General features: G+C 69.3%; 13 protein-coding genes. 8 read left to right on the top strand and 5 right to left on the bottom strand.

The features are described from left to right. Positions 1 to 63: 63 nt before the first annotated feature. On the top strand, positions 64 to 483 hold the full coding sequence (locus AB0I15_RS08910) for a hypothetical protein (RefSeq protein WP_358092016.1): 420 nt from the start codon (positions 64 to 66) through the stop codon (positions 481 to 483). 89 nt (positions 484 to 572) lie between these two features. Beyond that, positions 573 to 1,424 (top strand): aminoglycoside phosphotransferase family protein, encoded by an 852-nt coding sequence (locus AB0I15_RS08915; protein WP_358092018.1) that lies wholly within the window; start codon positions 573 to 575, stop codon positions 1,422 to 1,424. Positions 1,425 to 1,475: 51 nt separating this feature from the next. Here the strand turns inward: AB0I15_RS08915 and AB0I15_RS08920 are convergent, their stop codons facing one another. The 3 genes from AB0I15_RS08920 to sucC all read right to left on the bottom strand — a co-directional run bounded on the left by AB0I15_RS08920 (position 1,476) and on the right by sucC (position 5,438). Beyond that, positions 1,476 to 3,110: a DUF6350 family protein gene (locus AB0I15_RS08920; protein ID WP_358092020.1), complete on the bottom strand. Its 1,635-nt coding sequence runs from the start codon at positions 3,108 to 3,110 to the stop codon at positions 1,476 to 1,478. A 267-nt stretch (positions 3,111 to 3,377) separates the two neighbouring features. Then, positions 3,378 to 4,253 carry a succinate--CoA ligase subunit alpha gene (sucD, locus tag AB0I15_RS08925; RefSeq protein ID WP_358092022.1) on the bottom strand — a complete coding sequence of 292 codons (876 nt, stop codon included), beginning with the start codon at positions 4,251 to 4,253 and terminating at the stop codon, positions 3,378 to 3,380. Positions 4,254 to 4,256: 3 nt separating this feature from the next. Continuing rightward, positions 4,257 to 5,438, bottom strand: coding sequence for an ADP-forming succinate--CoA ligase subunit beta (gene sucC, locus AB0I15_RS08930; protein ID WP_358092024.1), 1,182 nt, complete (start codon positions 5,436 to 5,438; stop codon positions 4,257 to 4,259). Positions 5,439 to 5,786: 348 nt separating this feature from the next. On the opposite strand from sucC, the gene AB0I15_RS08935 reads away from it, so the two are divergent. Continuing rightward, positions 5,787 to 6,581 (top strand): hypothetical protein, encoded by a 795-nt coding sequence (locus AB0I15_RS08935; RefSeq protein WP_358092026.1) that lies wholly within the window; start codon positions 5,787 to 5,789, stop codon positions 6,579 to 6,581. A gap of 76 nt (positions 6,582 to 6,657) precedes the next feature. Next, positions 6,658 to 7,515 carry a hypothetical protein gene (locus AB0I15_RS08940; protein ID WP_358092028.1) on the top strand — a complete coding sequence of 286 codons (858 nt, stop codon included), beginning with the start codon at positions 6,658 to 6,660 and terminating at the stop codon, positions 7,513 to 7,515. A gap of 151 nt (positions 7,516 to 7,666) precedes the next feature. On the opposite strand, the gene galE is transcribed toward AB0I15_RS08940, so the two are convergent. Next, on the bottom strand, positions 7,667 to 8,644 hold the full coding sequence (gene galE, locus AB0I15_RS08945; protein WP_358092030.1) for a UDP-glucose 4-epimerase GalE: 978 nt from the start codon (positions 8,642 to 8,644) through the stop codon (positions 7,667 to 7,669). Positions 8,645 to 9,210: 566 nt separating this feature from the next. Between galE and AB0I15_RS08950 the strand changes: the two genes are divergently transcribed. The 4 genes from AB0I15_RS08950 to AB0I15_RS08965 all read left to right on the top strand — a co-directional run bounded on the left by AB0I15_RS08950 (position 9,211) and on the right by AB0I15_RS08965 (position 12,617). Then, positions 9,211 to 10,674: a glutamate--cysteine ligase gene (locus AB0I15_RS08950; RefSeq protein ID WP_358092032.1), complete on the top strand. Its 1,464-nt coding sequence runs from the start codon at positions 9,211 to 9,213 to the stop codon at positions 10,672 to 10,674. Positions 10,675 to 10,677: 3 nt separating this feature from the next. Next, positions 10,678 to 11,313: a neutral zinc metallopeptidase gene (locus AB0I15_RS08955; RefSeq protein ID WP_358092034.1), complete on the top strand. Its 636-nt coding sequence runs from the start codon at positions 10,678 to 10,680 to the stop codon at positions 11,311 to 11,313. 98 nt (positions 11,314 to 11,411) lie between these two features. Then, positions 11,412 to 11,669, top strand: a complete 258-nt coding sequence (locus AB0I15_RS08960; protein WP_358092036.1) for a WhiB family transcriptional regulator — start codon at positions 11,412 to 11,414, stop codon at positions 11,667 to 11,669. 183 nt (positions 11,670 to 11,852) lie between these two features. Continuing rightward, complete coding sequence (locus AB0I15_RS08965; RefSeq protein WP_358092038.1) at positions 11,853 to 12,617, top strand: CPBP family intramembrane glutamic endopeptidase; 765 nt, start codon at positions 11,853 to 11,855, stop codon at positions 12,615 to 12,617. Positions 12,618 to 12,921: 304 nt separating this feature from the next. Here the strand turns inward: AB0I15_RS08965 and AB0I15_RS08970 are convergent, their stop codons facing one another. Beyond that, a complete protein-coding gene (locus tag AB0I15_RS08970; RefSeq protein ID WP_358092039.1) occupies positions 12,922 to 13,995 on the bottom strand; it encodes a LacI family DNA-binding transcriptional regulator in 1,074 nt (357 codons plus the stop codon). Positions 13,996 to 14,104: the final 109 nt, after the last annotated feature.

The raw sequence follows: 14,104 nt of genomic DNA on the forward strand, positions 1-14,104 counted from the left end.
AGAGGAAACAGGGTGGGGGTCACAGGGTATCTGTTCATCGCCCGGCGACGCAGAGGAGGTCAGGTGTCGACACCGGTGAAGGCACCGGCAGGCCAGCAGCCCGCGGATTCAGCGGGCCGCCGAGCGATCTGGTTGTCCATCGCAGCGCTGGCCATGACGTTCATGTTGCCGCTGGCCGGTCTGGTGATGGCGCTGTTCGCCCTCATGGCCGGCATCCGGGCGCTGCCGCTGCTGAAGAGCGCGGGCAAGCCCTCAAGCATGGCCGTGAGCGGCATCACGGTCTCCTCGATCGCACTGGTCCTGTCGGCCATGGCCACGGGGATGCAGCTCTACCTCATGGACGAATACTCCGCCTACCAGGAGTGCATGAAGGGCGCGGGCACGGTGTCGTCGCAGGGCGAGTGCTTCACCCAGTTCAGGGACGCCGCACAGCGCAAGCTCCCGGCCGACGTGCTGGAGCTGCTCGGGGCCATGCAGCCCTGAGCAGTCTTCCGGCCACTTGGTCACGGTGGCCCGGGTCCGCACCGCTCGGAGGGCTGCGGCAGCGCTCAAGGGAGAGGGGCCAGGCGACGATGCAGGCGTCGGAGTTCCGGCGTGCGATGGCCGCGGCCATGTCGACCGCTTCGTCACTTGACCTGACGGTCGATGACGCGATCTTTCTTCACGACTCGAACAAGCTCACCCTGCGTCTGCTGCCCTGTGACGTCCTGGCCCGGGTGGCACCTGTGGCGCAGCAGGTCGCGGGGGTCGAGATCGACCTTGCCCAGCGGCTCGCCCTCTCCGAGAGCCCGGTGGCCGCTCTGGAGCCCCGGGTGGAGCCACGCGTCCACGAGCGTGATGGCTTCGTGGTCACGCTGTGGACCTACTACCATCCCGTGACGCGTCAAGAGGTCGCACCGGCCGACTACGCCCATGCACTCGATCGGCTGCACGCCGGCATGCGCAAGCTCGATGTCCCGACCCCGCACTTCACGGATCGGGTCGAGGAGGCCCGGCAACTCGTGGCGGACCGCGACCGCACTCCGGCGCTCGCCGACGCGGACAGGGAGCTGCTCGGCGACACGCTGCGAACCCTGAGACGAGTGATCGGCGGGCACGGCGGCCCCGAGCAGGTGCTGCACGGCGAGCCGCACCCGGGCAACCTGCTCACCACGAAGAACGGGCTGCTGTTCATCGATCTTGAGACGTGCTGCCGTGGGCCGGTCGAGTTCGACCTCGCCCATGCGCCCGAAGAGGTCGGCGAGCACTATCCGGGTGTCGATCGCGAGCTGCTGCGCCAGTGCCGGATCCTCGTGCCGGCGATGGTCACCATGTGGCGCTGGGATCGAGACGACCAGCTCCCGAACGGGCGCCGGCTGGCCGCGGAGTGGCTCGGCCAGATCCGGGCGGAGCTCGATCGCAACGGCCTGGACGCCCGCGGCTGATCACAGCCAGAGACACCGCGTGCGCGGCACCACGCCGATCGGAACCGTGGCTCAGTCGCGGTCCCAGGCGTACGGGTCGACGTAGATGACGTGACCACCCCGGTCGTCGGACTCGTCCACGATGTCCCTGCGCGGCGGGCGGGCCGACGGCTCCGGCTCGGCGAGCCGCGGGCGCGCCTGGGCCATCGTCTCGGCCTCCGCCGAGGCGTGCTCGTCCTGCCAGTCGTCCCTGATGACCGGGATCTCCTGGGTGTCGGCCTCCGTGGCGTCCATCCAGTGACCGGGCAGCGGTCGCGGGTCCGACTCGGCCAGGCCCACCTTGCTCGCCGCCTTGGCGATGGCCGCGCCAGCCTTGCGTACGGGGGCCGCCGCCTTGTCGAGCGGAGCCCGGGCGCGCTTGTTGAGCAGCAGCAGGTTGGCCACGCCCGCGCTGATGCCCGCGGCCACGCCCACCTCGAGCGCCACCGACAGCGCCACCTCCCAGGGCGAGGGGCCGACCGTGGCCAGCCGCCCGCCGCCGATGGGCCCGCCGGACAGCGCCGCCAGCGCCCCCGCCACGAGCCCGGTCGAGATCCCGGTGAGGAACCCCCACAGCGGCGCCGCCTCGTACGACGGTGACGGCGAGATCCTGGCCACCATCACGCCGGCCACGGCCCCGGCCGCGAACGGCACCGCGATCACCGCCATCATCCACGCCGGCACCGCCCCGCTCTCCGGCAGAGCGCCCAGCAGCGGCAGGCTCGGCACCGTGCCGAGTTGCACCCCGGTGGGCGCGACCAGCGTGTCGGCGCCGATGGCGAACCCGGGCCCGGCGATGTAGGAGAAGGCCCAGATGACGGCGTTGAGCAGGTAGAGCAACTGGAGCAGCGCCAGCAGCACCCCGCCGACGAATCCGGGCGAGAGCACGTCGGACAGGTCCTTGATCTGCCCGAAGTTCAGCGCGAAGGCGACCAGCACCAGCGCGAGCCCGGCCACGAGCAGCACCGCCGTGGCGACGGCGGTGCCGACCGTCATGGCGCGCACGCGCTCGGGCAGCAGGCGCAGCATCACCCGCCAGGGCCCGATCATCCGCGCCGTGGCCAGCGAACCGGCCAGGAACGCCAGGACGAAGTGGCTGAGCAGCGCCTCGCCGATGAACGGCTGCGTGATCTCGTTGCCGGCCACGAGTGCGATCAGGCCCGCGAGCAGCGCGTACGGTGCCGCCAGCGACACCCCCGCCTGGGCCACCACGACGAGCTGGGCCCGGCGGCGCGCCTGGGCCTGCTCCTTCGGGCTGTTCTTCGGCAGCCGGGCGGGCAGCCGCAGGCGCAGGTCGGCGTCGCGGGCCATCCACCGGCCCGCGCGGTAGAGCAGGATGGCGGGCAGGATCGTCAGGCCCAGGGGCAGCAGCCCGACACGCCCGCCGGGGATCGCGAACCCGGCGTGGTGGGCGGCCAGCCAGAGCTGCGCCGCCGTACGGAACACTCCTGGCAGTCCGGCGCCCAGCGTGCCGCGCGGCGCGGCGATCCAGCCGATCAGGGTGAGTGTGGTAAGTGCGGCGAGACCGACGCCGAGTGTGCAGGCGGCGGCCAGCATCCCCGACACCGGCAGCGGCCGCCTCGTCTCGTCGTCGTCGCTCGAGACTTTGGGGAGCTTGCCGAGCACCGACCGGGGGGCAGTGCGCAACTGGTCGAGAATCGCCGTCACAGTAGGCGATTTTCTCAAGGTTTCCCGACCAGCGCTTGGTTGACGCGCCGCCGGGTGCCCACTTTGTGCCGCTCCTTTTGTTACGCTCCGCCTGACTTGCCCCACCCACCGTCGCCGGCGCGCCTCCATCCAGGGAGACGCTTTCTGACCCGTTCAGTGGCGCGCCGCCGATACGACGCCCTGTGGGCCTCGTCCGTGGCATGCGAAGGCCCCGCGTGGTGCACCTGGTACAGGTGGCGCATTACCACACGGGGCCTTCGAAAGCGGCTAACGCGCCTGCATGATCTCGCGCATGAGGCGGGCCGTCTCGGAGGGGGTCTTGCCGACGCGGACGCCGACCTTCTCCAGGGCCTCCTTCTTGGCCTGCGCGGTGCCGGCCGAACCGGACACGATGGCGCCGGCGTGGCCCATCGTCTTGCCCTCAGGGGCGGTGAAGCCCGCCACGTAGGCGACGACCGGCTTGCTGACGTGCTGCTCGATGTAGGCGGCGGCCCGCTCTTCGGCGTCGCCGCCGATCTCACCGATCATCACGATGGCGTCGGTGCCGGGGTCCTCCTGGAACGCCTGGAGGGCGTCGATGTGCGTGGTGCCGATGACCGGGTCGCCACCGATGCCGACGGCGGTGGAGAAGCCGAAGTCGCGCAGCTCGTACATGAGCTGGTAGGTGAGCGTGCCCGACTTCGAGACCAGGCCGATGCGGCCGGCGGTGGTGATGTCGGCGGGGATGATGCCGGCGTTGGAGGCGCCGGGCGAGGCGATGCCGGGGCAGTTGGGACCGATGATGCGGGTCTTGTTGCCCTTGGCCACCGCGTACGCCCAGAACTCCGTGGAGTCGTGCACCGGCACGCCCTCGGTGATCACGACGACGAGCGGGATCTCGGCGTCGATGGCCTCCTTGACCGCGTCCTTGGTGAACGCCGGGGGCACGAACACGACCGACACGTCGGCGCCGGTCTGCTCGATCGCCTCCTTGACCGTCCCGAAGACGGGCAGGCCCTCGTGCGTGGTGCCGGCCTTGCGGGCGTTGACACCACCGACGACGCGGGCGCCGGACGCGAGCATGCGGCGCGTGTGCTTGGTGCCCTCGCCGCCGGTCATGCCCTGAACGATGATCTTGCTGTTCTCAGTCAACCAGATGGCCATGGGTCACGCACCTACCGCAGCGAGCTCGGCGGCCCGCTTGGCCGCGTCGTCCATCGTGTCTACCAGCTCGACGCGCGGGAGTGCGGCGTCGGCCAGGATCTGCCGCCCGAGCTGGGCGTTGTTGCCGTCGAGGCGGACCACCAGCGGGTGGGTCACGGCCTCGCCGCGGCTCTCCAGCAGCTTGAACGCCGAGACGATGCCGTTGGCGACGGCGTCGCAGGCGGTGATGCCGCCGAAGACGTTCACGAAGATCGACTTGACGCTCGGGTCGGAGAGGATGATCTCCAGGCCCGCGGCCATGACCTCGGCCGAGGCGCCGCCGCCGATGTCGAGGAAGTTGGCGGGAGACGGCTTGCCGGGGAAGGCCTCACCGGCGTAGGCCACCACGTCGAGCGTGGACATGACCAGGCCGGCGCCGTTGCCGATGATGCCGACGTCGCCGTCGAGCTTGACGTAGTTGAGGTCCTTCTCCTTGGCCTTGGCCTCGAGGGGGTCCTCGGCCGCCTTGTCGGCCAGCGCCTCATGGTCGGCCTGGCGGAAGGCGGCGTTCTCGTCGAGGGTGACCTTGCCGTCGAGGGCCTTCACCTGGCCGTCGGCCGACAGGATCATCGGGTTGACCTCGACCAGCGTGGCGTCCTCGTCGACGAAGCAGCACCAGAGCTTCTCGATGAGCTCGGCCGCGCCGTCGAGGGATTTCTCGGGCAGGCCGCCCGCCACCGCGATCTCCCGCGCCTTGGCGCGGTCGACCCCGGTCAGCGCCGACACCGGCACCTTGGCGACCTTCTCAGGCGAGGTGTGGGCGACCTCTTCGATGTCCATGCCGCCCGCGGCGGAGCAGATGGCGAGGAAGGTCCGGTTCGCACGGTCGAGCAGGAAGGAGAAGTAGTACTCCTCCGCGATCGCGCTGGCCTCCTCCACGAGCACCTTGTGGACCGTGTGGCCCTTGATGTCCATGCCGAGGATGGCCTCGGCCTTGCCGGTGGCGTCGGCGGCGTCATCGGCCACCTTCACACCGCCGGCCTTGCCCCGGCCACCGGTCTTGACCTGGGCCTTGACGACAACGCGGCCGGTCAGCTCTTCAGCGGCCGACCGCACCTCCTCCACGGTGTGTGCGACGATGCCGCGCGGCACCGGGATGCCGTAGTCAGCGAAGAGCTCCTTCGCCTGATGTTCGAACAGGTCCACGAGGGTCCGTCCTTGCTTATCCGACTGATGTTCGACGGCCCGGGCAACTGCGCTTACGGTCGCGTCCGCTTCGCCGCTCGGTGGCTTCGTTCCTTGCCCTCTCGCGGCGAGCTCCTACGCTCAGGGGTGCGTGCCGGGCGTTTCCGCCAGTGAAGCCTAGCCCGAAGCTTGACCTGCACAGGTCATCGGGTCGCGGTTCTCCCACTATGTGACGGTGATCTCACTTCTCCAGGACAGCCTCTGCACGAATTTTGCACCGATTGGATGCCTTACGCACCGATGCTCGATATAACTTCGTGATCTTCAATTGCCAAACTTACCCCCTCTTCTTTGCATCAAAGGAAACCTATGAAGCGAATTCTCGTGGGCCTGGCGCTGGCGTCGTCGGCCGCGCTCATCACGGCCGCACCCGCGCAGGCCGCGCCGGTGGATCCGTCGAAGGCTTTGAAAAAGCAGTACGTGGCCGGACACGGAGTGCGATTCTCCGAAACGACCCGCTCACAGGCGGACGGGAAAACGGTCGCGAGCCTGAGCCGGACCGGCGCTCTCGAGTTCGGCAAGAAGGGCGTCATCGCCGGGGAGGTGCGCACCAAGGGCAAGGGGTCCGAGCTGACCCCGCCCCGGATGATCGTGGTGGGCGACAGCACCTACGCCCAGGGCGACGTGTTCAGCGAGGACCTGCCCGAAGGCAAGAAGTGGGTGCGCTATCCGGGCGGCGCCAACGCGCGCGTCAGCGGACAGCCGCTGGACATCTTCGAGCCCAAGGTCCTGAAGAGGCTCGTCACGAAGGCCAAGAGCTTCAAGGGCGGCGCCTACCGCGGCTCGGTCACCTTCGCCGAGATGTCGAAGCTCTACGGCGAGCGGATCGACAAGAAGCTGGGTAAGATCAAGATCGCTTACGTGCTCGGTGCGAACTCCAAGGGCCTGATCACGGGGGTCCGCAGCGAATTCACGATGGACTTCGGCCTGCTGGGAAAGAGCACCTCGATCGTGAGCACCCGTTACACGGGCTGGGGTGCCAAGATCACGATCAAGGCGCCCCCCGCGGACGAGGTGATCGACTCCGACGAGCTCGGGTCCGACACCTCGGTGCCGCAGGAGATCCCGAACGGGTCCCTCAACTCGTTCGCCGGGGTCCAGTAGCTCCTCGACCCCGTTCGCAAGGTCGTACGACCTTGAGCACCGCCTGTTTCCCCCTCAACGACTAAGGACTTTCCGCATGAAGCGAATCCTGACGGGCGTGGCGTTAGCCACGACCGCCGCGCTGGCGACCGCCACCCCCGCCATGGCCGCAGCGCCCAAGGAACCGGTGGCGGCCCTCAAGCAGGTGTACGCCGCCGGCAAGGGCGTGAAGTTCACCGAGCGCACCACCGTCGGCAAGGGCGGCACGCGCGACGTGTTCGTCCGGCGCAGCGGCACCCTGCAGTTCGGCAAGCCGGGCATCGCGGCCTCCGACATCACCGGCAAGTTCAACATCTCCCTGAGCGACCTGGGCGAGCTGCCCGAGGGCGAGACCGGCGAGATGCTCAAGGCGATGGCCACCCCGGAGCGCACGGTCCGGGTCGGCACCACGTCCTACCTGTCCGGCGGCATCTGGGCGAGCATGCTGCCCGAGGGCCAGACCTGGTTCAAGGCGGCCAAGGGCCCGACCGGCGGCCTCACCGGCACCTTCGGCCAGCCCCTCAACCTGGCCGAGAGCGCCACGCTGAAGACGCTGCTCAAGGGCGCCAAGCCGATCAGCGGCGGCTACGCGGGCAAGACCAAGGTGAGCGACGTCTGGAAGGTCTCTCCCTGGCTGCGCGCGAGCTGGCTCAGCAAGCCGTCCGCCAAGGCGCTGAAGAGCACGATCTCCTGGAAGATCACCGTCAACTCGGCGGGCCTGCCGACGCGGCTGGTGTCGACGTTCAACGGGGCCGTCCTCGGTGGCGAGGACGTCGTGAGCGTTGACACGAGGTACACCGGCTGGGGTGGCGCCGTGTCGATCAAGGCGCCCAAGGAAGAGGTCACGGACACGTTCGAGAACGGCGAGGACGACCTCTCCAACCTCAACATCCCGCTGGGCAGCCTGGCCGGCTGATCCAGTGGCTCTGGCCCTCTCCTGCCGGTCGGCGGGAGAGGGCTTTTTTCACGCTGCGGATTCACGCTGCCGATTCACTCTGCGGATTCTCTGTGTGAATTCCTCTGCGAATTCTCTCCGCGAAGGCCGGTAGGCGTGCCTGACGCTCTCCTCAGCTCAGCCGCGAATCTCGCACGCTCGCCCACTCCAGGGAGTGCCTGATGCCCTCCTCGATCGAGTAGCCGGCCCGCCAGCCGAGCAGGCGGTGGGCCAGGTCGCTGCGGGTGTAGGCGCCGGCCACGTCACCTGGGCGGGCCGGGGCCTCGACGATCTCGATCGGGCGGTCGACGACACGGTTGAACGCCTCGGCCAGCTCGCGCACGGTGGTGCCGGAGCCGGTGCCCAGGTTGATCACGTCGGTGCCCAGCTCGTCGAACCGCCGCAGGGCCGCCACGTGGGCGGTGGCCAGGTCCCAGACGTGGACGTAGTCGCGGATGCCGGTGCCGTCGCTGGTCGGGTAGGTGGTGCCGGTGATCTGGAAGGGGACGCGGTCTTCGTACGCCTCGATCATCTTGCCCAGGGCGTGGCTGGGACGGCGTAGCTGCAGGCCGGTGCGCATCTTCGGGTCGGCGCCGATCGGATTGAAGTAGCGCAGCGAGAGGATCTTGATCGGGCGGCCGGCGGCGATGTCGGCGAACATGGCCTCGCACACCGCCTTGGTCCGCGCGTAGGGGCTCTGGGGGTCCAGCGGGGACTCCTCGGTCACCGTGTGGTCGTCGTCGGCGCGGTAGATGGAGGCCGAGGAGCTGAAGACCATCCGGGTGCAGCCGTTGCGGATCAGGTGGTCGGTGAACTCCAGGGACTTGGCGACGTTCGCACGGTAGTAGCCGACGGGGTCGGCGACCGAGTCGGGGACCACGATGAGCGCCGCGCAGTGAATGACGGCCTCGATATCCGAATTTTCGGCAAATATCTTGTCAATGAGTGGGCCGTCGCTGATATCCCCCTCATAGAACACCCGGCCATCGGCGAACTCCCGCCGCCCCGTCACGAGACTGTCCAGAATCACGGGGTCGATCCCGGCATCCAGGCACGCCGACGCGACCGTGCTTCCGATATAGCCCGCCCCGCCAGTAATCAAAACACGCATCCCTGCACCCTAACCATCCGCGCGCCGGCGCGCGGCCGGCCTGTGGACAACCTCCAGCCCTGTGGAAAACCCTCCCCACCCCCATCCCGTACGGCTCCGCCCCCCTGCCCGCCACCCGCCGCACTCCGGCTGAGGCCCTTCCAGGAACACGCCCGCTGAACCCGTCAGTGGCGAGCCGCCGTTACGGCGCGCCCAGTGGGCCGGGCTCCGTGGCCAAAAGCCGTACCGACCGAAGCCGGACCGATCGCGCGGCCTGATGCCGGCCGAGCCGCGCAGCCCGGACCCCATGCTGGTCGCGCAGCCCGGACCCCATGCTGGTCCCACGGCCGAACCCATCCGAGTCGCACAGCCGGAACCCCTGCTGTTCCCACGGCCGAATGCCATCCCGGTCGCACAGCCAAAGGCATCCCGGTCGCACAGCCGAAAGGGATCCCGGTCCCACAGCCGAAAGGCCCGTACCGGATCGCGCGGTTGAATGTCATCGCGGCCGTCCGGTGGGCGCTTGGGGTGGGTTGTAGTGGACCCCGGTCTGGTCTTGTCGGCTTTGGCGTGCGACATTTCCTGATATGGGCAGAGATGTGCCAGTCGTCGTGTTCAGCCGGGACGATCGCCGCAAATATCGGGAAAAGGTACACCGATGTCTCGACGTCTTCGCCCAGATGCTGCGTGAGTCCCGATTCGACTTCGACCGCCCACTCGCCGGCCTGGAGATCGAGCTCAACATCGTGGACGCGCGGGGCGAGGCGGCCATGCGGAACGCCCAAGTGCTCGCCGCCATCCAGCAGCCGGACTGGGCGACGGAGCTGGGCCAGTTCAACATCGAGATCAACATCGAACCCCAGGAGCTGGCGGGCGACGGCGCGCTGCGTCTGGAGGACGACGTCAGGGCCCGGCTCAACCACGCCGAGGAGCGCGCCCGCTCCCAGGACGGCCACCTGGTCCTGATCGGCATCCTGCCCACGCTGCGCGAAGGCGACATCGGCGAGGGCACGCTCTCCGCGAACCCGCGCTACCGCCTGCTCAACGAGCAGATCTTCGCCGCCAGGGGCGAGGACCTGCATCTGGCCATCGAGGGCGTCGAACACCTGGACACGCACGCGGACAGCGTCGCTCCCGAGGCCGCCTGCACCAGCGTGCAACTCCATCTGCAGGTCAGCCCGGAGACGTTCGCCCCCCACTGGAACGCGGCCCAGGCCATCGCCGGCGCCCAGGTCGCGGTGGCGGCCAATTCGCCGTACCTCTTCGGCAAGGAACTGCACAAGGAGACCAGGATCACCCTGTTCGAGCAGGCCACGGACACGCGGCCGGCGGAGTTGAAGGCGCAGGGCGTACGGCCCCGGGTGTGGTTCGGGGAGCGGTGGATCACGAGCGTCTTCGACCTGTTCGAGGAGAACGTCAGCTATTACCCGGCCCTGCTCCCCCTGTGCGAGGACGAGGACCCGCGCGGGGAGCTCGAACAGGGCCGGATTCCCCAGCTCCACGAGCTGACCCTGCACAACGGCACGATCTACCGGTGGAACCGGCCCGTGTACGCGGTCGTCAACGGGGTGCCTCACCTCCGCGTGGAGAACCGCGTCCTGCCCGCCGGGCCCTCGGTGTCCGACATCGCGGCCAATGCCGCGTTCTACTACGGGCTGATGCGCGTCCTTCCCTATGCCGAACGACCGGTCTGGAGCCAGATGTCGTTCCGCACAGCGGAGGACAACCTGGCGGCGGCAGCCAGGCAGGGGCTGGACGCACGGCTCTACTGGCCGGGGATGGGCGAGGTGCCGGCGGCCGAGCTGATCCTGCGGCGGCTGCTGCCCATGGCGTACGAGGGGCTGGCCGAGTGGGGCGTGGACCGCCCCGTCGCGGAACGGCTGCTGTCCATCATCGAGGGTCGCTGCCTGGCCGGCCGTACGGGAGCGAGCTGGCAGGTCGACCGCGTACGCGCGCAGAAGGGCGACCGGCACGAGGCGCTACGATCCATGACCCTCGAGTACATCGAGCGGATGCACACCAACGAACCCGTACACACTTGGGATGTGTAGCCTGTGGCCCGTGCCCTGATCGTCGCCCTGGTCCTGCTGTGCGCCGCCTGCGGCATCGTCCGGCCGCCCTCGATGGACACGAGGGGCGCCGACTCGTTCGAGGACGACGTCCGCGCGGCGCGTGAGCTGTCCGAGGAGTTCTGGAAGCAGCAGTTTCAGCAGCTCGGCCGCGATTACCAGCCGGTCAGGGACTTCATCCCCTACTCCGGCGAGTCCGGCCCGAGCTGTGGCGGCGAGCCGTCCGTGCCCAACAACGCCTTCTATTGTCCGGCCGGTCACTTCATCGCCTACGACCAGAGCTGGATGCGGATGCTGTGGGAGAAGATGGGGGACGGATCCGTCTATGTCATCATTCCGCATGAGTTCGGTCACGCGGTCCAGGCCCAGCTCCAGACCAGCTTCGCCCTGAACGTACAGCTAGAGCTCCAGGCCGACTGCTACGCGGGCGCCACCCTCTCGGCCCTGGTCAGCGCGCAAGCCCTGACGCCGGAGGAAGGCGACGAGAACGAGCTGTTCATCAGCCTGGCGGCCGCGGGCGACCCCACGGACGACTGGCTGAACCCGTCCGCTCACGGGACGGCGGAGCAGCGGCAGGCGTCGTTCGTGAAGGGGTATCGGGGCGGGGTGGGGGCCTGCTGAGGATGTACGGGCGGGCCCTCCCCCGAACCTGGGGATGTAGAGGCAGGTCAACCCAGAGGATGATGTAAGCGATCGCGGCCACGCTCTACCTTTGACCCATGCCTTTGGAGGAGATCGGCTGGCTGCGCCGGGGGGCGTGCAGGTCCAGCGACCCAGACCTCTTCTTCCCTCTCGCCCCCACCCCGCTGCAGGAGGCGCGCGCCAAAGCGGTCTGCGCCGGCTGCCAGGTCATGGAGGAGTGCCGCGCCTACGCCTTACGGTCCGGCGAGTCGGAGGGCATCTGGGGCGGCCTCACCCCCGAAGAACGCCGCCGCACCCGCTTCCCCGAAGGCTGGCGCCGCCCCGCCGCCTCCTGACAACCCAGGCCCGCATGCCACGACACCGACCACCTGGACGCACTACGCCCTCACCATGCCCACAACACAACCCCACCCAAGCCCGGGGTGGGGGCACAGCATGGGCGGGCACAGCGCGCAGGGGCACAGCGCGCAGGGGCGGGCACGGCGCGCAGGGGCGGTGGGCGCGCGTAGCCTGCAAGGGTGCTGTTCCGATCGATTGCCGTGCTCGCCGCCGCCAACATCCTCAACAACAAGGTCGCCCCTCGCCTCGGCCCCCTGACCTCCACCGCCGCGACCGCCGCACTGGTCGCCATGGCGCGCAAGTCAGGTCTGTCGTGGCAGGAGATCGGGTTCGAGCATGGTCGGCGGGGTGCCATCGCCGGGGGTGCATTAGCGGCGGCTGTGGCCGTCGTCTACACGGCCGGCATCGCGTCCGCACGCACCAGGCCGCTGTTTCACGATGAGCGCGCCCTGTCGCTCTCGCGTGCCCGCGTCCTGGAGGAGGCGCTGTTGCAGGTGCCGCTGGGCACGGTCCTGCTGGAGGAGGTCGGGTTCCGTGGCGCCCTGTACGCCATGATGCGCCGGCGGCATGGCACGGTCGCGGCCACCGCCGTCTCCTCGACTCTGTTCGGGCTCTGGCACATCCTCCCGGCCATCGACATGGCCCGGGCCAACCCCGCCCTCGGTGCCCTGACGGCGGGTGAGTCCCCTGGCCATCTGGCCACCGCTCGGGTGGTGGCGGGGAGCGTCGTGTCCACGGCGGCTGCCGGGGTGTTCTTCTGCGAGTTGCGCCGTCGCCGGGGGCTGCTGACCCCGTCCATGCTGCATCTGGCCACCAACTCGTTCGGCTACCTCTTCGCCCGGCTCGCCGCCAAGCGCGCCCACGTCTCCACCACGACCGCCCACACCTCCGCCACGCCCGGCCGCCCTTCCGTCACATCCGAACAGCCCTCGGCCACAGGCTGACGTTCCCCCCGGCAAACGGCACATTCCACGACCGCAAAGGGATGTTCCATGGGGGCAACCGGACGTCCGTTGACGGCGACCGGAGGCCCCTTCGCAGCAACCGAGTGTCTTCTCCGGGGCAGCAGGGTGCTCCGTCCGTGGCGCATTGCGTCCGGGCGCGGTGAAGGTCTTCGCTCGCTGGCCGGAAGGCTCCGCAGGGGGAGCTGACCAAAAGATCAACCACGTGCCGGCTCACCGGAGCCACAGATGCGAGTCCCCGGGCCTTCGTCGGGAGGGCCGACGTGATCAGCGCCAGGCACGCTGTTCAGTCGAGGAATTCCGCAGCGGGCGACAGTGCCACGGACTCGCGGTCGCGGACAGGCATCGGGACCCGGTACACCCGCCCCGCCTGCCCACCGTCCGCGCCGTCCCGCTCGATCTCGGTGAACAGCACGTCCACGGCCTTGCGGCCCAGTTCGTAGTGGGGCAGCGCCACGGTGGTCAGCTTGGGCCGCACCCACGAGGCGATGGGATGGTCGTCGAAGGAGACGACGGAGACATCCGCGGGCACCTTGAGCCCGAAGTCGTCGAGCGCCTGGTAGGCGCCCATCGCGATCCGGTCGTTGAAGCAGATCAGCGCACGCGGCTGGACGGTCCGCAGGAGGTCCCGCGTCGCGGCGAGGCCGTACTCCGGCAGCCAGTCGGGGCAGGTGCGGGCGCCCGCCACCTTGACGCCCGCCTCGCTCAGCGCCTCACGGATGCCGACGAGCCGTTCCACCGCCGCGAGGCTTTCGGAGGGTACGTTGCGCAGGCCCGGACCGACGCCGATCAGGTAGATGCCGTCGCGGTGGCCGGCCTCCAGCAGGACGCGGGCCGCGCTGCGGCCGGCCTCGACCTCGTCGGGCAGAACGGCGGGCAGGGGGGTGGGCTGCTTGGACAGCGCGTTGAGCAGCACGGCGGGCGCGGCCGTGATGGTCTTGGGCACCTTGATGGTGCGGGTGAACATGGAGGCCAGGATGAGCCCGTCGACCTGGCGGTCGTGCATGGCCTGCAGCAGGAGGCGTTCGAGTTCGGCGTCGCCTTCGGTCTCACCGATGAACAGCATGAAGCCGCGCTCGCGGGCGGCCTCGAGCGCTCCCTTGATCATGTCGCCGGCCAGCCGTGAGGTGGCGACGGTGTCGGAGATGAAGCCGATCGTCCGGGAGGTGCCCGTGCGCAGTCCCACGGAGACGATGTTGGGCCGGTACTGCAACTCCTCGGCGGCTTGCAGGACACGCTGTTCGACGTCTTGTGAGATGCGTAGTTCACGGCCGCGGCCTGACAGCACGAGTGAGGCGGTCGGGCGCGAGACGCCGGCGGCCTTGGCCACATCGGCCAGCGTGACCCGTCGTGGGCTCACCCAGAATCTCCGATCGTCAAAAGTGGGTTACGGGGGGTTGACATGGTGCGACGCGCGTGGTGAGACTATCGGGCGCTAACACGATTTAGCAACGGAATGGGAGCGTCAG

This window comes from Nonomuraea sp. NPDC050643 (genome assembly GCF_040654715.1).
GTDB lineage: Bacteria > Actinomycetota > Actinomycetes > Streptosporangiales > Streptosporangiaceae > Nonomuraea.